Genomic DNA, 19401 nt, shown 5'->3' with positions numbered 1-19401 from the left:
AGAGGGGCGTTAGTTGTACGAGGATACAGTGTTGGATCAAAGTATTGAGCCGAAAAAAGAAGATTGGTTTTTTCTCTATATTCTTCCCGCATTCTTTTTAGGAATGGCGGGCTATTCAATCATTATGCTTGAGTTTGATTCTATCTCGTTAATTATGGCAATTCCTTTTACTCTTATGGCAGCCGCTTTCCACTTTAAACAAAAACAAAACTTGAGGGTGGTTACTTTAGATAAACCGGGAACCAAAGAAAACTTTGATTTATGTATTGCGGCAATAAAGGAAAATGAGTGGGAAATACTCGAATCAGATGATTCATCTGAAATATTAGCCCATACCAAAGCAACATGGAGAAGTTGGGGGGAATTAGTCACTATAACTTTCAGTGAGCAAACAATTACAATTAACTCTCGCCCATCTCCTTATAAAAAGTCATCAGTTGCCACTTGGGGCAAAAATAATATTAATATTTCAATAATCAAGAAAGCGTTAAAGTGCAACTAATGCGGCGTTATCGAATATTCGATTCCCATACTTTTCCTAACACTAGTCGTCATTTTTAGAGTTTGGTTCTAGCTCATTTTTGTCCAAAAGTGAGTTTCAAAGTGATCAAACTTTATTCTCAAAAAATGAAATTTGTCCTCTGATAATTTATCAAACTATTACGTCATTACCGTTCATGACAACCTTAATTTTTTATCAAACTATATTATCGTCGTACAGTAAGCATATTTTTAAGTATAAAAAAACCGGATACATGATCCGGTTTGTACTCGTTCTAGATATTATTCACCTAGATAGCATTAACTTAAGGATTACTGGCCATAGGGTTGCACAACACCGGATTGACTTTGACTTTGACTTTGAGAGTTTGGTTGGGCTTGATAGCTAGGTTCACTTAAATCAATTGGCTTTACCGAGGTAGGCTGAGCCATTTTGCGAATTTGCATTACCATGCCCATTTGCGGATGATCAAAGTAGTGAATTTCGCCACTGCGTACCCGACGGTTTTGCGCTAATGGGATCACTTGTAAAAACGGCTTCATCGTCTTTTCAACTTGAGTATTGACCGCATTAAACTGATTGAACTCGCTACGGTTAGACTCGACTAACTTTTGAGTCGGTTTACGCAGCGCTAAATTATTTTCAATATATAAATAATGGCTTAAATAAATATTGATGGTGCCGTCGAGCTCCCATACCGGTTTTTTTGCTCGGTTTGAGTCATATCGCCCAAGGTTGAAAAGTCATTCATTGACAGTTGATATGACGATTCGGTTTGAGATTGTCCACTCACTTGCTGGCCGTGATAATCAAATTGTTTCGAAAAGTCTTTCCCACCAAATATTCTTACCGGAGTTGATCTGCGCTGTGACTCCATATTTTGTTGCCAGGTTAAGTGCACAACCGGTTTGACATTACGTTCACGGCTAACGGTACGGATAATATCTTTAAATTTGCTTTGGCTGTCGGCAAGCAAGAGTGGCCCTGTGCCTATATAAGCTTGCTGTTCACTTGATGCTGCAATAGTAAATGGCACCTGGCTTGGGTGACTGCGTACCGTACTGCTGGTTAACGGGTCATTACAGTCTGGGGTGATCTCGGTAGACCAATCATTAGCACTACAACCACTGAGTCCCGCAGCAACGCCGGTAATATCTGTGCTGATTAAGGGCGTGATGAAGTCGACCGCACGATCGCTAATTTTCGGTGCAACGGCATTAGTCCATTGCTCAAGCGATGAGCTTTCACGTTCAAAAACAAATACCTCAACCTCAAACCAAGATTCAGCTTGGGCTTGAGATGAAAACGTTAACGCACCGAGCGTTGCCATGGTTATCGCGATACTGGGTAACGCTGATATTTTGCAAAGCACATTTTTTTTAAAAAGTACTGTTATGTTCAAAAGCACTACTGCTCTCCAGTTTGATGTTTAGCAAGCTGTTCAAGTAAAGTCTTTAATAATTCGAGCCTGTCTTTACTGGTTTCAGCTGGAATGGTGAACTTTAACTTATTTGGCCCATCCATTCGATAGATTTGTGGCTGCTTTTGTAATAAACCGATGATAAACATCGGATCGACCCTATGTTCCGCTCCAAATTCTAAGCTGCCACCTTTTGAGTGCATCTCAATACGTTGCAGCCCTAACTCTGTTGCCTGGTGTTTATATAAGGTAATGTCCATCAAGTTACGGGTTGGATCGGGTAGCATACCAAAACGGTCAATAAACTCGACTTTAAGTTCATCAATCATGGTTTCAGAGTCACAATTGGCAATTCGCTTGTATAGTGATAAACGCATATTAACATCACCAACATAATCTTCAGGCAGCAAGGCTGGAATACGTAAGTCAATGTCACAAATCGCATTCATCATATAGGCTAATGACGGCTCTTTGCCTTCCTTAAGCGCTTTGACGGCTGATTCGAGCATTTCCATGTACAAACTAAAACCAATTTTACTGATATGTCCGCTTTGCTCATCACCGAGTAATTCACCTGCTCCACGGATTTCTAAATCTTGGGTGGCTAACAAAAATCCTGCGCCCAGATCTTCCAGTGCATCAATGGCTTCTAAGCGTTTACGCGCATCTGAGGTCATACGTTTTGGGTGCGGTGTCATCATATAGGCGTAAGCTTGATGATGTGAACGGCCCACTCGGCCCCGTAATTGATGTAACTGGGCTAAACCAAACATGTCAGCCCTGTGTATCAAAATGGTATTGGCACTAGGCACGTCAATGCCAGTTTCGATAATAGTGGTACATACCAGTACGTTAAAACGTTGATGATAAAAGTCAGCCATTACTCTTTCTAAATCGCGTTCACGCATTTGGCCATGGGCGGTTACGACTCTGGCTTCGGGTAATAGGTCGCGAATGTCCTGGGCGGCTTTTTCAATGGTTTCGACATTATTATGCAAATAATACACTTGGCCACCGCGTAAAATTTCACGCAAAATGGCTTCTCGTACAGTGGCAATATCGTACTCGCGCACAAATGTTTTCACCGCTAAACGTTTTGCTGGTGGCGTAGCAATAATCGATAAATCTCGCATACCCGACATGGCCATATTCAAGGTGCGCGGAATAGGCGTGGCGGTTAAGGTCAGAATATCGATATTGGCACGTAAGGCTTTAATCTTTTCTTTTTGACGCACGCCAAAGCGATGTTCTTCATCAATAATCAGTAGGCCGAGGTTATCAAACTTAGCCTCTGCTGTGAGCAGCTTATGGGTACCAATAACGATATCCACTTTGCCTTCACTTAATGACTGCACCACTTGATTTTGCTCTTTAGTGGTTCTAAAACGTGACATCACTTCAATTACGAATGGCCAATCAGCAAAGCGGTCAGTAAAGTTTTCATAGTGCTGCTGTGCTAACAAGGTGGTGGGTACTAATACGATGACTTGTTTTCCGGCATTGACGGCAACAAAGGCTGCGCGCATAGCTACTTCTGTTTTACCAAAGCCCACATCGCCACACACTAAACGGTCCATCGCCATAGGTGCTTGTAAATCTGCTAATACCGCATGAATCGCGCTTTCTTGGTCAACGGTTTCTTCATAGGGGAAACCTTGGGCAAATACGGCGTATTCTTCTTCATCAAGTGCCAAGGCTTCACCTGGTCGTGCTTGACGGCGGGCATAAACATCGAGTAATTCAGCGGCAACATCGCGAATACGTTCAATGGCTTTTTTCTTGGCTTTGGCCCAGGTTTCGTTGCCTAGCTTATTTAGTTGAGTGTTTTCATCATTACCGACGCTAAAACGGCTGATTAAATGCAGTGAAGACACAGGCACATAAAGTTTATCACCACCAGCGTACTCAAGTTTTAAATACTCAGCGACTAAACCGCCGGTGTCTAAGGTTTCTAATCCTTGATAAAGCGCGACACCATGCTCTAAATGCACAATAGGTTGGCCAACTTTTAGTTCGGCTAAGTTTTTAACCAACACATCAGTACTGACTTGTTTTTGCTTCTCACGTCGACGCTGCTGTGAAATACGATGACCGAATAATTCGGTTTCACAAATAATGCTGACTTTACCTTTAGATCCTAGCTCTAACTCACATCCGCGAGAAAGCGGAGATACCACTAAACCGATAAACTCTTTGGCGGTGACATAGTCATCAATGTGCTTAAACAGTTTTGGTTTAATACCAACTTTTGCCAGCAATTCAATTAACGCTTCACGTCGACCTTCAGATTCAGCCACAAACAGCATTTGCGGATGCTGTTGACTGTATTCTTGTAGTGCTAATAAGGGTTGTTTGAGTTTGTGATTGGCATTGATATCACTAATGCTATTTGCCTTAGCAAGTAGCGCATGTTTTGGCTGTGAATCTGGATTAATTTGACCTTGTTCATCAAACACCGCATTAATAACTTGACTGCGGGGCATAGGTTTAAATGCCGCAAACAGTTGGTCCGCTAGCAGGTAAAGCTCTTTGGGTTCTAATAGGGGCCTTAATGGATCAACGCGGCGATCTTCATAACGGCTGTGCACTTCCTGTAAATGATGCTCGCAGGCTTTATCAATGTCACCCAAGGTAATAAGCTGGCTTTGTTCTGGCAGGTAATCAAATAAGCTAGATGATTCATCAAAAAACAGCGGTAAATAGTTTTCTATGCCCGCTGGCATGATATTACGACTCACCGATTGATACACTGATTCGGCTTCTTTAGAAATCACTTCAAAACGGCGACGATATCGCAGCCTAAAGCCTTCAATTGCAGCACTGTCTGTAGGAAACTCTTTCGCGGGCAGCATTCTAATTTGCTCAAGTGCCATGCCTGAACGTTGGGTATCAACATCAAAAAAGCGGATGGTTTCCACTTCATCGTCAAACAGTTCAATACGCAGTGGCTGTTTGGAACCCGTAGGGAAAATATCAATAATCGAACCACGAATGGCAAACTCACCGTGTTCATAGACTTGATCAACAATATGGTAGCCGGTATCTGTAAGATGCTGACGAACTTGATCAAGGCTATATATGTCGCCTTTTTTCAAAATCATCACGTTGGCGGTTAAAAATGATTTTGGCGGGAGTCGCACCATCAAGGTGTTTACCGGCACAATCACCACGTTATGATTACTTTGGCTTATCTGCGCCAGTGATTCTAAGCGCTGCGAGATTAAGTCTTGATGCGGTGAGAAACTGTCGTAGGGCAGGGTTTCTCTGTCAGGAAATAAACACACATTGACACCGGTATGGGCCAAAAGATAGCTGAGTTCGGCTTCTAAGGTCAGTGCACTTGGGGTGTCATGGGTGACAATCAAGCTAGTGCCTGAATGCTGGTTAATTAAATTTGCGACAGTGAGCGCTTGGGATACGCCGCCTAGGGTGGTTAAAACTTGCTGTTGTTGGCCTTTTTTAACACTTGGCGGAGCGATTACACTAAATTGTTTCATTTAATTGATTAACTTGTATTAAGAGAACTTACAGATTGTCTTTACGCAGCTGCTTGCGCAGTTTAAGCATTTTTTGTTGCACAGTTAAACTGGCTTTAACTAACTGTTCAACATCTTCATCTAAAATTTGAATAAAGGCGAGGTCAGTTTGCCATAATGCCTGTTCAATCGTTGCTGGATTATTTGGAGCAATGGCTTCTTGTTTATCTGCTGGGTATGAGCCAGTGACTTCACAAATACACAGTACGGCAACCACTTCTGCATGAAGATATATATGACAACTAAAAATACTGCCAACATCCATTTGTTTGTCTGAAAAAAGGCTCAAGCCGCTGCCGCCAAACTGATGTCCTTGATATTGCACACCAGCTTGGGCTTCTTTTTCAAGCACATGCTGCAATACTAAATCGACTTTACGGGATTGTAACTTTAAAAATTCAACAATAGATTGGGTCGCACTGTCTAGCTGGCGTAACTGCAGCAAGCAATTTGATTCAAGCGCTTTAACTTCTGACAGTAGTTTAAGTCCAGTAGATTGCATTTGCCTGAGTTGGGTGTCATCAGGGATAGGACGTTGTTTATCCCAGGCCGAAAGATAAACATTAAATTGGTGAGGTACGCTAAAATAAGAATTGCTATCGTTTATCAAGGTTTGCCTCTTTATTTATCAATCTAATACACCTATTATCATGCCCAACTTGATGGTTTAGCAAGTCATAAGCTTTTTGTAATGGTTTTAGCGTCAATTTTGACTCAAGCATAACCAATATACGCGCTAATATGCGCATTGGATGACAAATTTTATATGAATTTTGGATTTTCTTTTTTTATGGGGTTTCGATATTGGCGTGCACGTAAAGCCAATGCGTTTGCGTCATTTATCACGTTGTTTGCCGTGTCTGGTATTTTTCTCGGTGTGGCCGCGTTAATTGTGGTCAGCTCGGTAATGAATGGCCTAGAAGGGCAACTTAAAAACCGCATTTTAGGTGCTGTACCGCAATTGACCTTAGTGCATCAAACAGGATTTGATGATTGGCAGGCTCAAGCCACCTTTTTACAGCAACACAAACAACTAAAGAATGACATTGTCGGCATTGTGCCCAGTGCGACCACCCAAGGCATGCTGCAATCCAGTGCTAATATCGCCGCTGCGCAAGTATTAGGCGTTTACCCTGAGCTTGAACAAGGTTTGTCGAGCATTATATCCCACACATATTCAAGCGCCTTTGATGCGTTAACACCGGGAAGCTATGCCATTGTATTAGGTAGCGAACTCGCTAGAAACTTAGCGGTTAAAACCGGCGATCAAATTCGCATTTTAAGTGGTGATGGTGTGGTGTATTCACCGCTAGGTCCTGTGCCAAGTCAGCGTAAATTTACTGTGGCCGGCGTATTTGAAATGGGCGCTCAGGTTGACGCTTCAGTTGCCTATGTACATTATCAAGACGCTCGTCGCTTAATGCGCCAAGACCCTGATGTTATTTCTGAGCTGCGAGTGTATTTAACTGATCCATTTAATGTTGCTAGTATCGCGCCATTGACGACCAAGCTGTTACAAAATCAAGGTGTTGAAGCAACTTACCGTGACTGGCGTGCTGATTTTGGCCATTTATTTGCTGCGGTAAATATGGAAAAAAACATGATGTCGTTAATGCTCAGCCTTATTGTGGCGGTAGCGGCTTTTAATATTGTGTCAGCATTGGTCATGATGGTGGTTGATAAAACCACAGATGTAGCAGTGCTTAAAACCCAGGGATTAACGACAGCTGCTGTAATGAACATCTTTATCGTGCAAGGCTCGCTAAATGCTTTGTTAGGCTTAGGATTAGGCACCCTTATTGGCGTTATTTTATCCCTGAACTTAAATGAGATTTTAACCACCTTAGGTGTCTCTATTCTGGGCGCAGGCCAAACACTGCCGGTGCAATTATCATTCGCTCAGTTAAGTGTCATTATTGTTGGCACCTTGTTGATTACCCTAATAGCTACTATTTACCCAGCGTTACGCGCCGCACAGGTTCAACCCGCTACCGCATTGAGATACGAATAATGACCCAGAAAAAACAGGTTTTATTAACCATTAGCCATGTTAGTAAGCATTACCATGATGGTGACGTCACCACCCAGGTGCTTACTGATGTTAATCTTGAGGTTTACAAAGGCGAACAGTTAGCAATAGTAGGCAGTTCAGGGTCGGGCAAAAGTACCTTGCTGCATATTATGGGCACGTTAGACACCCCAAGTGATGGCACGGTTATGTTAGATGGCGAAGATATTTATCAGCTATCATCGGCAAGACAAGCAAGCCTGCGCAACCAAGATTTAGGTTTTATTTACCAGTTTCATCATTTGTTACCAGAATTTAGTGCGATTGAAAATGTCGCCATGCCAGCTTTTATTCAAGGTAAAGATAAACAACAGTCGTTAGCTAATGCCAAAGTGTTATTAGAGCGGGTTGGTTTAGGCCATAGATTGGAGCATATCCCAGCGCAATTATCCGGCGGCGAGCGTCAACGTGTAGCGATTGCCCGTGCGCTAATTAATCAACCTAAATTAGTGTTAGCCGACGAGCCAACGGGCAACTTAGATGCCAGCAGTGGCGAAACCGTATATCAATTGATCCGTGAACTAGCCCAGCAATTTGGTACAGCCTTTGTGGTGGTAACGCACGACCATAAATTAGCCGCTAAAATGGACCGTCAATTGACCATGAAAGATGGCGTATTACAGGTTGCTGTTAATAACCCGTCAGTAGGAAGTGACCATGAGTAAATGGTTACCCTTTTTAATTGGTTGGCGTTTTTATCGCGCGCGGCAAAATAATGGTTTTATTGGTTTTATTTCATTTGCCTCTACCGCAGGTATCGCCTTGGGTGTGGCGGTATTGATAATTGTATTGTCAGCCATGAACGGCTTTGAAAAAGAGCTACAAACCCGATTGCTGGGGGTGATATCACACGGCGAATTAGTCGGCGTGAATGAGCCGATTCAAGATTGGCAAGCCATTGCTGAAACCGCTAAAAACATCCCGCAAATTACCGGTTTAGCGCCATTTGTGCGCTTGCAGGGATTAGTGCAAAAGCCTGGTGGTTTTCAGGGCATTGTGGTGAATGGTATTGATGTTGATTATGAGTCGCAAGTATCAAGCATTGCGCAATATATGAATGACAGTGCCTGGCAGTCTTTGCAAGGTTCAGACAATCATATTGTGCTGGGTCGCAGTTTACTCGACAAACTGCAATTAGAGGTGGGCGATACCTTGGCAATGTACACGCCTGCCGCTAACAACAATCGCTTAAGTGCCGCTAAAAGTCATCGGTTTGTGGTCAGTGGCGTGTATGATTTAGGTGGTGAAATTGAAGCCTCACAAGCCTATGTGCCGTTAAAATATTTAAGTGAACTATTGAATATGGGCGATGGCGTCAGTGGTATTCGATTACAAGTCGATAATGTATTTAGCGCCCCTAGCGTTACCCGCGACTTAGGTTATGCGCAGGAACAATATCTATACCTAAATGACTGGACGCGAACCCAAGGTCACCTTTATCAAGATATTCAATTGGTTAGGATGGTGATGTACTTAGTGTTGGCGTTAGTTATCGCCGTAGCCTGTTTTAATATTGTGTCGACGTTAGTGATGACTGTACGCGACAAGGCGTCTGAAATTGCAATTTTAATGACCATGGGATTAAAACGCTCCGCTATTATGGCTATTTTTATCATGCAAGGCGGACTAAACGGCTTATTAGGTTGTTCGATAGGCGGTATTTTAGGTATGTTGATTGCTATCAATTTAAGTGCGATAGCGAAGGGCTTAGAATCAATGTTAGGGATCCAGCTGTTGGACTCGGACATTTATTTTATCGATTTTTTGCCATCACAATTACAAACCCACGATGTACTTTTTGTGGTGTTTATTGGACTAGTAATGAGCTTGTTGGCGACGATTTATCCCGCTTGGAAAGCCACTAAAATTGCCCCTGCAGCGGCCTTGGCTGGTCGATAATAATTGGCTGGTCGCTAATAAACTGCTCAGCTATTTGCAAGCGAGTAAACGGCTAGATCATAAAAAGTGCCTTTAACATTAAAGGCACTTTTATCAAATAATATTGCAATTCATCTTAAAGACATTTAGCGGGTTTAGGCAATCCGGCAATTTTTGTTGCCTGTTTAGCCGGACCAACGGGGAATAGGGTATACAGATACTTGGAATTACCTTTATCCGCTCCTAAGCTTTGGCCAATGGCTTTCACTAATACCCGAATAGCTGGGCTGGTTTTATATTCTAAATAGAAGTTACGCACAAAATGAACAACTTCCCAATGCGCTTCAGATAAGGCAATGTTTTCAGTAGCCGCTAAAACGGGCGCCATATCAAGCTGCCAATCATCCACTCTTTTAAGATAGCCTTGCTTGTCTGTTTCAATCGCTTGTCCATTAAATTCGAACATAAATTCAAATGACTTTTCTACCATGTGATGACCTTAGCGTGGCGCAGTGTTTGATTAACGAATTCAGGGTAATCAATCGGGTGAATATTAGGATATTGCAGCTTGGCTATTTTTGCTGATAAGCCTCGGGCTTGAATGTCATCACTTAACACATAGACGTCATTATTTTGCATAGCCGTTAATAATTGCGGCTTGAGTAGGGCGTTTACCGCGTCAGCCGCCAATAAAATACTGTCATCAGCCGCTATGTATCTTAAACATAGGCTTAAAGCATTATCACTCGTGGTTGATGTTTGAATGTGATGTAAAATCAAAATACCAATACCTCATCCGCCAAAGCTAATTGTGCTGTAATCGCTTGAGCGCTTGCTGACTGCACATCAATAGCTAAATCATCCACTGTTAACCCCATGGCATTAAGAGACTGCTCACAGGCCAATACGGTTTCTATTTCGTATAAATCAAACGCTTTAAAAACCGATACGTAGTCTTTACTTCCGGCCTGTTCAGCGAGTTGTTCAGGTAATAAATGCAGCACAGCTTCATCGCAAAAAATCAACGACACTTGCTGCTCAAAGCTGGCGCTCAGTAAGGCAAAATCTATCCCTTCGCGGGTATAAGTTGTGCCATAAGGAGCGTGACGAAATACAATGCAAATCTGTTTCATTTTAGTCAGTCCTTAAAAGCACACTAAGCGATCGGCATGTTCTATGCCGCTAACAAGCTCACCTAAGCCACCCATCACAAATACATCGTTACTGTTCCAATGGGCTTTAGCATTTTCAAGCGCATCTTGTTCAGACAACACACCACGGCGCAGTGCCGCGGAAACACAATTGATAACTGGGGTGTGATTATCTTGTGAGAAGGTTAGCCACATTTGCTGTAGGTTAACTTCATCGGAAGCAGGGCAATTAAGGGCATTACTATTGTAAACACCGTCTTGATAAAAAAAGACTTTTACAATTTGATGGCCAGCAGAAACCGCAGCTTGGCAGAACTTAAGCGCTCTAAAGCTGGCAGTAGACCCATAGGCTGGTCCGTTCACTTGTACAATAAATTTATTCATTATAAAAAAAATGGCCCTAATTTAGGCCATTTTATCGTAAATTACTGTCAATGACGATTAATCGTCGTTATTCATGCCTAATAAGTGCAGTAGCGCCATGAATAAGTTGATGAAGTTTAAGAATAACGAAATGGTAGCGCGAATATAATTGGTTTCGCCACCGTTTACGATACGGCTTGTATCATAAAGGATTAAGCCTACCATCAACAGTGCTACAGCAGCTTGAATCGCCACAAATGCTACGCCGTTACCCACAAACATGTTAATCAGTGATGCGCCGATAACCACTAATAAACCTGCAAACAAAAAGCCACCCATAAAGCTGAAATCTTTCTTGGTGGTGATTGCGTAAGCTGACAGCGACACAAATATAACTGAGGTTAATCCAAAGGCTTGCATGATTAACTCAGGACCATTTGCTAAACCGACATAGTGGTTCAAAATGTAACCTAGTGATGCACCTTGCATACCAGTGAAAGCAAATATCCACGCTAAACCTGACGCGTTATCGGCTTTTTTCAAGGTGACTATCATAACCACAATACTGCCTAATGATAAGCCGATAGACATGAATGGACCAATATTTAACGCCATGGCCACACCCGCCATTACCGCGGCAAATGCCAACGTCATCGACAACAGCATATAGGTGTTTTTGATAAGTTTGTTTGTTTCCACCGTCGTAGCTTGATGGCCCGACAAAGTTTGTTGATTCATAACAGTCTCCAAGACAGTAAAATGCGTATTCTGAACAATAAACAACCACACGCAAATAGTTGATTAATTAATTAATTTATATGACCCAGCTTAAAGTAAACATAGCGATTTAGCACCATAAATAAGGGTTAACCAATAATTTAAGCCATTTAAATTTAAATATGTCACCATTGTTATCAAGCTAGCTTAAGCCAATATTAAAAATAACGCTTTTAGGGTACTTTCACGTTAGCATTATTATTACGCTAGCATTTTTTATATCTATATCAGTAAATATGAGGGCGAAAGCTGAAAACTCAACTTATTAGTTTCCAAAAATTAATGTCAAATACAATCCAAGTGATGCTGTGTGAAGCACAAAATGCAAATCGTTTAAGTTATCAAAATGACGCTAATAAAATAAAGCTAATAAAACTAAGCCAACCATTCCCGGTGTAATTTTTCTGTGTCACCTAAATAATCTAACACCCATTGCAGCGCAGGGGTCATACGGTCTTGATCCCAGGCTAAGCAGCAAGGGCTAGAGGGTTTAGAGTTTATTAATTGCTTTTCAATTAACATTCCACCGCTAATAAACGGCTGCGCCAGGTGAATTGGCATATAACCCACGCCTAAGCCGGAGCGAAAACAATTAATGGCTCTTATCCAATCTGGCACTACTAAACGGCGCTGATTGTCTAAAAGCCAGGTAGTGCGTTTGGGGATTTCTCTTGAGGTATCTTCTAAACAAATAGCGGGATATTGTCTCAGTTCATCGTCTTCAAGCGGTCGATCAATCGCGGCTAATGGATGGTTTTTACTAACTAAAAATGCCCATTCAATGTCTTTCATATCACGGTATTGATAAACCCCACCAACAGGAATAGCGGTTGTAGCACCAATTGCCACCATACTGCGGCCACTCGCCAGAGACTCCCACACACCATTAAACACTTCAATTTGAATAATTAATTCAACATCATCAAAATGGCGATAAAAATCAGCAATTAAGGAACTGATTTTATCAGCTCGTACGATATTATCTAACGCAATCGACAAAGTGGGTTGCCAGCCATTGGCAACTCGTTGTGTTTCACGTTTCAGTTCATCCATTTGCCTGAGTAACTCTCGAGCATGTTTTAAAAAATGCTCTCCTGGCTGGGTTAAGGTTACCGATCTATGGTGGCGTTCAAATAACACTACGCCAATATCAGTCTCTACTTGTTTAACAGCGTAACTCACCGCTGACGGCACTTTATGTAATTCATTTGCCGCCGCAGTAAAACTGCCTAATCGGGCGACAATATCAATCATGTGTAACGTTTGTTCTGAAAGCATAGGGCAACCTTTGCTGTGATATTTTTTGATGGCTGTGTTCAAATATAAACGTTTCACAGATGAATTTCTAATAATTAAACTAGTTCCAATGAAAATTAATTTGAGTATTAGATATGAATAAACAACAACAATCCCCTGGTGCTATTGAGAAAGCTGGTTTTTTTCTCTATTTAACCATTCTGAGTATGCTGTGTTTTATTGCCACCGATATGTACTTGCCTGCTTTTAAATCAATTGAAGGCTCATTTAATGCATCCTCTGCGGATGTGGCAATGTCGCTCACGACATTCTTAGCGGGCTTAGCTTTTGGTCAACTGCTTTATGGCAAGTTGGTTGAAAAATGGGGTAAGCGAAATTCACTGCTATTAGGTTTATTGCTATTTGTTATGGCTACTGGCCTAATCATTGTTAGCGATAATATTGTCATGATGAACATTGGCCGTTTCATTCAAGCTATAGGAGTGTGCAGTGCCAGTGTAATTTGGCAAGCTTTGGTCATTGAAAAGTATGATGCTCAAGAATCTCAGCATGTATTGTCTAACATTATGCCACTGGTTGCGTTATCACCCGCGATAGCGCCTTCAATCGGTGCGTTTTTCTTATCGTATTGGGGATGGCAGAGTATTTTTGTTTGTTTAGCGTTACTCGGTGTTTTGTTGATTTTGATGACACAAATATTTGTCAAAGCCGACAAGCCTAGCGCAGAAGCAATTAAAGCCGATAAAGATAAAGCGATGACATTCAAGCAAATGTTAGCAAATCCATTCTATGTGGGTAATGTGATGATATTTGCTGCTTGTTCTGGTGCATTCTTTGCTTACTTAACCCTGTGGCCTGCGGTAATGGATAAATTTGGTTTTGATGCAACTGCGATCGGCTTAAGTTTTATTCCACAAACTATCATGTTCATTGTTGGTGGTTATAGCGGAAAAATACTCATTAAACGTCTTGGCAGTCAAACCGCATTGAAAGTGCAGTTAGGCCTGTTCTTTACCACAACAATCTTGATCTCAATTTTGACCATAGTGTTTGAGATGACAACCATTTATCCACTATTAATCGTGTTTGCTTTTATGGCCGCAGCAAATGGTGCGATATACCCCATTGTAGTGAACAATGCATTGCAAACATTTAAAGATGATGCCGCAAAAGCTGCTGGTTTACAGAACTTTATTCAAATCAATGTCGCATTTGGCGCATCAAGTATTGTGGCCGCATTTGCTGGAGCAGGTGAGCAGGCAATCGGTTTAGGCATTTTAATTTGTTCAGTGATGGTATTTAGCGCCTATTACACCAGTCGTCATACAACATGGGAAAGCTTTAAAAATTCTTTCACAATGCCAGATCCAGCAAGAATTGCCTTTAAAAAGGATGAAGATTAGCCAAAGTGATCTTAAAGTAGACAATTGAACATTTTTTTTCAATTAGGACTTTACAGCATCAATAGGTTGTCATATTATTCGCCGCGTTCGGAGGGATGGCAGAGTGGTCGAATGCACCGGTCTTGAAAACCGGCAACGGTTTATCCCGTTCTAGGGTTCAAATCCCTATCCCTCCGCCACATTAAATACGAGAAAAGCCGTTGATTATCAACGGCTTTTCTTGTTTCTGGCGTTTGAGGGGCTCTCCATAAGGATTGACTCAGACAATGTATCTTTATCGAGCACCCAACAACGTATACTTCACACGTATCTGTTTATCCAAATATTTACGCGACAAGGGCTACCCCTTTGACGTAAAAGTCTCCTTACTGACTCGTGACAGAGCAGAAGCGGTCATCCGTAACATTGATGTTGCCGGAACACTCAAAAAAATCATCAAGTCTATTGACCATAAAACCCGTATTAATGACTTTATTCGCTACGTCGATGAAGTGATTAACCATCTTAGAGCTCAGTTTGATGCTGATGATTCTGATATTACGTTCAACATCACGCCGAAACCTCATGCTATCCCCATTAGAGACACTAAGTTGTCGGAATATCGTGAAACCACCACTGTGGCTCAAGCAATGCCTGTCTTAGCGTTAAATGAAGCATTAAGCGCATTTATTATTTCAAAACAAAAATCAGCCATCAGACCGCTCTCTATCAAGCAACTTGAGCAGCGTACTAGGCATTTTATTGATACCGTATCATCAAAAGATAAATCAAGATCCAAAACTAACGCTGAGAGCAAATGTGTGCACGATATCACCAGCGCTGATGCGATGACCTATCGAGATGCTTTACTGATTCAAGGCCGAAGCTACAAAAGCAATAAAGAGTACTTAGCTGCTGTATTCCAGTTCTTTAAATGGTGCCAACTAATGAACTATTGCAACCACAACCCCTTTGAAAGCGTTACTGTAGGTCAAAAACCAAAAGCTAAACCGAATCAAGCTAGAGACCGCTGGACGCACATTGAACTTAAACGCCTACTTCGCAGCTCATCATTCAAGGCTTCAACAATCGATTTCAAGTGGGTCACCCGTTTGATGCTTTATGGTGGTTTAAGGCCCTCAGAAGCCTGCCAGCTCAAACCAGCCGATATCAAGCTAATCGACGGCATACACTGCATTAGCGTTGATGACAGTGGCGCTTTACAACGATTAAAGAACCTCAATGCCAAGCGCTATGTGCCAATTCATAACGCATTACTTGAACAAGGCTTTATGGCATTCGTTACTCAGCGAAAATCAACACATACCCAGCTGTTTGATTATAAACCCGTTGGTATAAACGAAGACTGGTCAAAAAACCACTGCAAACAGCTGGCAAAGCTTCAAAACGAAATAGGTATGCAAGCAAATAAGCGTCCAACAGCATACGGCTTCAGACACACGTTTATCGATGAAATGAAGCAACTGGATATCAGCGAGCACATCGTTGCTCAAATCGTCGGTCACGCTAATCCCAACATCACTTTCAGTCGTTACGGCAAAGATATAAACGTTGCAGCATTGCTTAAGGATATTGAGAGAATTGAATATGACATTTGATGATCGGGTGTGGTTAATAAATAAACTTTAAACCTAAATTAACAATCTGTCTCGATTGGCAGTAACAGTGTCAGTTGAGGCACAAACACTGCCAAAGCTGTAATTATTTCGCTACAGCAGAGAGCGAATAATTAGGCTGTTGAAAATGGCTCGCAGTCAGTGAGTGCGAAATATAACAGTTTAATCAAACAAATGTTTCAAACATTGCTTATTTATTAAATTGTCTTAAATGCTCTGTAACCCAGATATCATCAGCTACAGGGTAGTGCGAAACAAACCTTTTTGCTCTCACTGAGAGTAAAAAAATTTGTGTTAAAGAGTGAGTAAGTAGTTTTAGCTAGACCTTTATTTTTTAAAGATATAGGGATTCTGCATTAAACCTGCTAAAACGTTTATGCCCCCAAAGTGTCAGGATAAATTAGACCCAATTTCAGTCATACTACAGAGTGGCTGCTGTAACGGTGACGATTCAAAGAGAAGAATTGATAATGAAGAATACTAAACTCAATATATTGCTCTCAAAATGTGACGTAACGGCACCAATACCTGATGACTTAGCTGAATGGCTTGATTCTCCTTCTGTTGGAAATGAGATTGTCACGGATTGCGAAGATACGCCCCTGAGTTCTGATGATGAGTATCGTGCAGCATTAAAGAAAATTGAAGGATTGTTTGATGCAATACCTAATACCGCGGAAGGTTCTGAGCTCGAAAAATGGATTTCATTAGTTGAAACATATGAAAATGAACACTTCCCAATGTAACTCACAGTTGCCCCATTCCTAGCTAGCATGATTATCTGTCACACTTTACGAATAGGTATTTGACCTACTTTTTCTAACCAGTGTAGTGTTTAGTTAAATCGAAAATCTTCGATTTTTTAAAGTGTAGCAATACAGGAAGAGAAAATTTTGATTGAACTGAGTCATATTGGCGAAGCGCTTGCTTGCGAACTGTTTAACCGTTCTAACTCCGTAAGGTCAATTTTGATGAAAGCAATGGAGCTCAAATCTTCGACTTTTATTGCGGTACCAGAAATTAGACTTGATGCTTGTGCAGGGTTAATTTTTGATGGTGTACATAAAGTAGACATTTGCATTCTAGATACTGAAGCTAAGACATGCTTCCCTATTGAGGCAAAACTGGGCCTAGACAGACTATCAAAAAATGAGTTTACCAAGCGTTTTATGGAACCCTGTAAAACTTCCCATAACGATTCTCGTGTATCAGGTAGCATGATTTCCATTTTGGAGCGGCAGTTGCCTGCTCAATGCATTAATCAAGAGCTTTATATCACCTATCTAGGAGAAAAATATTTGGTTTCAGATAAGTGGGGGCTAATTGCTCGATCGGCAGTGCTTGATAAGTGGTTCTCAAATGGTTTTCCCACGTTATCGTTTAACTGTAAATACTTAGCTTTTGAAGACCTAGCTAGTTCCTACGGTGACAAAGGCTCGTTTAATCGCTTAATCACTGAAATGCTAGAAATTGATTTTTACAAACAGTGGGTAAAGTCTACATGATGAATTTTTGTAACGTGAGAGCGGTAGTGTAAACGCATGGGGTCAGTGATGCTGATGTCACGTCGACATCTACCTTCGAACCAGTGCGATCGCTGCTGACCCATCTTTGCCCCTTTATGAGTAACAACCTAAAGTTCAAACACTGATATTCAGGTAACTTTGATATATAAAAGTAATGAACTGCAAGAAGCAAGACCTGTCCCGTACTTCTCTTTACGGGGCCTAGTAATGTTATGTGAGCAATAACAACCGCGCAAAGATCAGTGAGTAAATTTTTTAACTTCTTCGGATGAGAGGACGCTGCCAAGTAAGAACGTCTGATCTTGTTTGGCAATAGTGTCTTGTTCGTCTTTGATACTTGGGTTCACTTCTGATTCAAGCGCGAAGGAAGATCGATCGAATTTCCGTTCGGAGAATTTCATGGATGCAAAGCGGTTCTCTGCCAAGCCATTTACGGCTAGCAAATCGAATAAAACCGTACCCTCGAACTGTAAGTTATCGAGTTCTACGGTTAGCTGTTTTAACTGACGCAAAGGGTGAAAGGCTGCGGTAGCAGTAACCACAGCAATTTCACCTATAATGCGTATCTTCTTGATCATAATTGTCATGTTCTAGCGGTATACAAATTATCAATGGCATTGTAAGCATCGTTTGAAAGACTAATAGCCATCTCCAAATTTGATATTAAACGGCTACCGCCATCGAACTCCTCCATATGGAATAAGGTATGCCGATGTTTCCTATAAAAACTATAGCCGACATTGAAGGCGCTTTCCATTGCGGCATTTCCGATTTGGGCCCTGAAAGCTGGCTTAATTGTACACTGCCCACTTTTTGTGTCGACGTTAAAAAAATCACCAAAACCATGTTCAGCGTCAGCAACAGACATACCATAGCTGTCAAGAAGTAGCTTCAACACTCCTTCTAACGCCCTGAGATCTGGGTATAGCAGAAGGCAATAATCGGGGAGCTGAGGCGATGCAAGTTTTACACAGCAACTCGAAATCAACAACTTTTTTACCTGCGCAGACAATTGTTCGTAACTTTTCACAAAAAATCGCTTTAGGTGATCTTCTGCCATTTCAGTCCGAACTATCTCTGCACTATTATCGTCCTTCTTGTAGAGAACTTGAGCAAGCGCTTTAAGATCTAACAGATCGGTCAGCATGAAAATCACTCGCCGATAGCAAGATAGAGGCCTCCCCTGTATTTGCATATTTCTCGTGGTTCTATGGCTGGTTAATTTAAGTTGGTCTTGGTGCGCAATGCTTTTAAGCGTGATTTGCTTGCACGCAGGCTCATCACGATTGATTTCTATTTCAAACTCACCCGTATCATTGATGAAAGCAATTACTGAATCGAAATCTTCTGCCCTGATTCCGTCAATAGACAGATTTACAGATTCAGATTCTGCTGGATTGATACTTGCTTTCAAGTAATCAGCAAAATGTTCACCTAGTTCCTGATTGCTGCCAATTCTGTGGCTAATGGTTGTCGTACCATCTTGGTTCAGGTAAAGGTCTACCATAGCGAACTTCGATCCAGCAGAACCGAATTTATAACGCTTTGCTTTTCCGACTACTGTTGGCTCGCCGTCTTCTACCATATTGTTGCATTCTAAAAACTTGGCAACGTGAGCATCAATTGTATCTCTATCGAGATTTAGATTTTTGTAGTCGGACATTAATCACTCCCTGTGAGCGTAGCTAAGCTCAAATGTAAGCATATTATACGAAAGCGACAAAATAGTAAAAAACCAGAAACCTTGCGGCTACGGGGTTAATATGCTGGCCATCAGGACTTGAATCAGGGAGCTGACGATTATGAGTCGCAAATTAAGAATAATGAACAGACTGAGTTTTTCGACTTCATTTGCCATACTTCATGTAATGCAAATACTCAGAGTACTTTGTGGGCCGTAACTC

The 19401-nt window shown here is 41.6% G+C and carries 20 protein-coding genes and 1 tRNA gene; 9 read left to right on the top strand and 12 right to left on the bottom strand.

What is annotated here, in order from left to right; all coding sequences use genetic code 11:
* The first annotated feature begins 31 nt into the window (after window positions 1–31).
* Window positions 32–502 (top strand): hypothetical protein, encoded by a 471-nt coding sequence (locus ACRWP9_RS12955; protein WP_434926357.1) that lies wholly within the window; start codon window positions 32–34, stop codon window positions 500–502.
* A gap of 311 nt (window positions 503–813) precedes the next feature.
* Here the strand turns inward: ACRWP9_RS12955 and ACRWP9_RS12950 are convergent, their stop codons facing one another.
* From ACRWP9_RS12950 to ACRWP9_RS12935, 4 genes are all read right to left on the bottom strand, one after another.
* Window positions 814–1149, bottom strand: a complete 336-nt coding sequence (locus tag ACRWP9_RS12950; RefSeq protein ID WP_434929057.1) for a CsiV family protein — start codon at window positions 1147–1149, stop codon at window positions 814–816.
* Window positions 1150–1163: 14 nt separating this feature from the next.
* On the bottom strand, window positions 1164–1832 hold the full coding sequence (locus ACRWP9_RS12945) for a CsiV family protein (RefSeq protein WP_434926356.1): 669 nt from the start codon (window positions 1830–1832) through the stop codon (window positions 1164–1166).
* A gap of 77 nt (window positions 1833–1909) precedes the next feature.
* Window positions 1910–5419, bottom strand: coding sequence for a transcription-repair coupling factor (gene mfd, locus ACRWP9_RS12940; protein ID WP_434926355.1), 3510 nt, complete (start codon window positions 5417–5419; stop codon window positions 1910–1912).
* Window positions 5420–5447: 28 nt separating this feature from the next.
* Window positions 5448–6068 (bottom strand): hypothetical protein, encoded by a 621-nt coding sequence (locus ACRWP9_RS12935; RefSeq protein ID WP_434926354.1) that lies wholly within the window; start codon window positions 6066–6068, stop codon window positions 5448–5450.
* 156 nt (window positions 6069–6224) lie between these two features.
* Between ACRWP9_RS12935 and ACRWP9_RS12930 the strand changes: the two genes are divergently transcribed.
* The 3 genes from ACRWP9_RS12930 to lolE are packed head-to-tail and all read left to right on the top strand — an operon-like array spanning window position 6225 to window position 9425.
* Entirely contained in the window at window positions 6225–7469 is a 1245-nt protein-coding gene (locus tag ACRWP9_RS12930) for a lipoprotein-releasing ABC transporter permease subunit (protein ID WP_434926353.1), read from the top strand.
* Complete coding sequence (gene lolD / locus ACRWP9_RS12925; protein ID WP_434926352.1) at window positions 7469–8191, top strand: lipoprotein-releasing ABC transporter ATP-binding protein LolD; 723 nt, start codon at window positions 7469–7471, stop codon at window positions 8189–8191. Before ACRWP9_RS12930 ends, lolD begins: the two co-directional genes overlap by 1 nt.
* Entirely contained in the window at window positions 8184–9425 is a 1242-nt protein-coding gene (lolE, locus tag ACRWP9_RS12920) for a lipoprotein-releasing ABC transporter permease subunit LolE (protein ID WP_434926351.1), read from the top strand. The genes lolD and lolE overlap by 8 nt, the downstream gene beginning before the upstream one ends.
* 115 nt (window positions 9426–9540) lie before the next feature.
* On the opposite strand, the gene ACRWP9_RS12915 is transcribed toward lolE, so the two are convergent.
* The 6 genes from ACRWP9_RS12915 to punR all read right to left on the bottom strand — a co-directional run bounded on the left by ACRWP9_RS12915 (window position 9541) and on the right by punR (window position 12973).
* Window positions 9541–9870 (bottom strand): TusE/DsrC/DsvC family sulfur relay protein, encoded by a 330-nt coding sequence (locus ACRWP9_RS12915; protein ID WP_226415904.1) that lies wholly within the window; start codon window positions 9868–9870, stop codon window positions 9541–9543.
* Window positions 9871–9887: 17 nt separating this feature from the next.
* On the bottom strand, window positions 9888–10184 hold the full coding sequence (gene tusB, locus ACRWP9_RS12910) for a sulfurtransferase complex subunit TusB (protein WP_434926350.1): 297 nt from the start codon (window positions 10182–10184) through the stop codon (window positions 9888–9890).
* The gene (gene tusC / locus ACRWP9_RS12905) at window positions 10181–10537 is read right to left on the bottom strand and encodes a sulfurtransferase complex subunit TusC (RefSeq protein ID WP_434926349.1); all 357 of its coding nucleotides are present in this window, start codon (window positions 10535–10537) and stop codon (window positions 10181–10183) included. The genes tusB and tusC overlap by 4 nt, the downstream gene beginning before the upstream one ends.
* 12 nt (window positions 10538–10549) lie before the next feature.
* Entirely contained in the window at window positions 10550–10939 is a 390-nt protein-coding gene (gene tusD / locus ACRWP9_RS12900; RefSeq protein WP_434926348.1) for a sulfurtransferase complex subunit TusD, read from the bottom strand.
* A 57-nt stretch (window positions 10940–10996) separates the two neighbouring features.
* Window positions 10997–11656 (bottom strand): Bax inhibitor-1/YccA family protein, encoded by a 660-nt coding sequence (locus tag ACRWP9_RS12895; protein ID WP_226415474.1) that lies wholly within the window; start codon window positions 11654–11656, stop codon window positions 10997–10999.
* 414 nt (window positions 11657–12070) lie between these two features.
* The gene (punR, locus tag ACRWP9_RS12890) at window positions 12071–12973 is read right to left on the bottom strand and encodes a DNA-binding transcriptional activator PunR (RefSeq protein WP_434926347.1); all 903 of its coding nucleotides are present in this window, start codon (window positions 12971–12973) and stop codon (window positions 12071–12073) included.
* A gap of 113 nt (window positions 12974–13086) precedes the next feature.
* Between punR and punC the strand changes: the two genes are divergently transcribed.
* The 5 genes from punC (at window position 13087) to ACRWP9_RS12865 (ending at window position 17476) form a co-directional block, all read left to right on the top strand.
* Window positions 13087–14355 carry a purine nucleoside transporter PunC gene (gene punC / locus ACRWP9_RS12885; protein ID WP_434926346.1) on the top strand — a complete coding sequence of 423 codons (1269 nt, stop codon included), beginning with the start codon at window positions 13087–13089 and terminating at the stop codon, window positions 14353–14355.
* Window positions 14356–14444: 89 nt separating this feature from the next.
* Window positions 14445–14534, top strand: a tRNA-Ser gene (locus ACRWP9_RS12880).
* 87 nt (window positions 14535–14621) lie between these two features.
* Window positions 14622–15953, top strand: coding sequence for a tyrosine-type recombinase/integrase (locus ACRWP9_RS12875; protein ID WP_434926345.1), 1332 nt, complete (start codon window positions 14622–14624; stop codon window positions 15951–15953).
* A 488-nt stretch (window positions 15954–16441) separates the two neighbouring features.
* Complete coding sequence (locus ACRWP9_RS12870; protein ID WP_182743084.1) at window positions 16442–16717, top strand: transcriptional regulator; 276 nt, start codon at window positions 16442–16444, stop codon at window positions 16715–16717.
* 147 nt (window positions 16718–16864) lie between these two features.
* A complete protein-coding gene (locus ACRWP9_RS12865; protein WP_434926344.1) occupies window positions 16865–17476 on the top strand; it encodes a hypothetical protein in 612 nt (203 codons plus the stop codon).
* Window positions 17477–17736: 260 nt separating this feature from the next.
* On the opposite strand, the gene ACRWP9_RS12860 is transcribed toward ACRWP9_RS12865, so the two are convergent.
* Both ACRWP9_RS12860 and ACRWP9_RS12855 read right to left on the bottom strand, forming a co-directional pair.
* Window positions 17737–18075, bottom strand: coding sequence for a type II toxin-antitoxin system RnlB family antitoxin (locus tag ACRWP9_RS12860; RefSeq protein ID WP_434926342.1), 339 nt, complete (start codon window positions 18073–18075; stop codon window positions 17737–17739).
* Window positions 18076–18080: 5 nt separating this feature from the next.
* Window positions 18081–19160, bottom strand: coding sequence for a type II toxin-antitoxin system RnlA family toxin (locus ACRWP9_RS12855; RefSeq protein ID WP_434926341.1), 1080 nt, complete (start codon window positions 19158–19160; stop codon window positions 18081–18083).
* Between the last annotated feature and the right edge of the window lie 241 nt (window positions 19161–19401).

Origin of the sequence: Shewanella sp. HL-SH2, from assembly GCF_051164935.1 — a bacterium.
GTDB lineage: Bacteria > Pseudomonadota > Gammaproteobacteria > Enterobacterales > Shewanellaceae > Shewanella > Shewanella glacialimarina.
This window is presented reverse-complemented; position numbering and strand designations above follow the sequence as displayed.

Bases quoted from the DNA above. Each gene is read 5' to 3' on its own strand.
- ACRWP9_RS12945 (WP_434926356.1), bottom strand. From the start codon at position 1,832: ATGGCAACGCTCGGTGCGTTAACGTTTTCATCTCAAGCCCAAGCTGAA.
- mfd (WP_434926355.1), bottom strand. From the start codon at position 5,419: ATGAAACAATTTAGTGTAATCGCTCCGCCAAGTGTTAAAAAAGGCCAA.
- ACRWP9_RS12930 (WP_434926353.1), top strand. From the start codon at position 6,225: ATGAATTTTGGATTTTCTTTTTTTATGGGGTTTCGATATTGGCGTGCA.
- lolD (WP_434926352.1), top strand. From the start codon at position 7,469: ATGACCCAGAAAAAACAGGTTTTATTAACCATTAGCCATGTTAGTAAG.
- lolE (WP_434926351.1), top strand. From the start codon at position 8,184: ATGAGTAAATGGTTACCCTTTTTAATTGGTTGGCGTTTTTATCGCGCG.
- ACRWP9_RS12915 (WP_226415904.1), bottom strand. From the start codon at position 9,870: ATGTTCGAATTTAATGGACAAGCGATTGAAACAGACAAGCAAGGCTAT.
- tusC (WP_434926349.1), bottom strand. From the start codon at position 10,537: ATGAAACAGATTTGCATTGTATTTCGTCACGCTCCTTATGGCACAACT.
- tusD (WP_434926348.1), bottom strand. From the start codon at position 10,939: ATGAATAAATTTATTGTACAAGTGAACGGACCAGCCTATGGGTCTACT.
- ACRWP9_RS12895 (WP_226415474.1), bottom strand. From the start codon at position 11,656: ATGAATCAACAAACTTTGTCGGGCCATCAAGCTACGACGGTGGAAACA.
- punR (WP_434926347.1), bottom strand. From the start codon at position 12,973: ATGCTTTCAGAACAAACGTTACACATGATTGATATTGTCGCCCGATTA.
- punC (WP_434926346.1), top strand. From the start codon at position 13,087: ATGAATAAACAACAACAATCCCCTGGTGCTATTGAGAAAGCTGGTTTT.
- ACRWP9_RS12875 (WP_434926345.1), top strand. From the start codon at position 14,622: ATGTATCTTTATCGAGCACCCAACAACGTATACTTCACACGTATCTGT.
- ACRWP9_RS12870 (WP_182743084.1), top strand. From the start codon at position 16,442: ATGAAGAATACTAAACTCAATATATTGCTCTCAAAATGTGACGTAACG.
- ACRWP9_RS12860 (WP_434926342.1), bottom strand. From the start codon at position 18,075: ATGATCAAGAAGATACGCATTATAGGTGAAATTGCTGTGGTTACTGCT.
- ACRWP9_RS12855 (WP_434926341.1), bottom strand. From the start codon at position 19,160: ATGTCCGACTACAAAAATCTAAATCTCGATAGAGATACAATTGATGCT.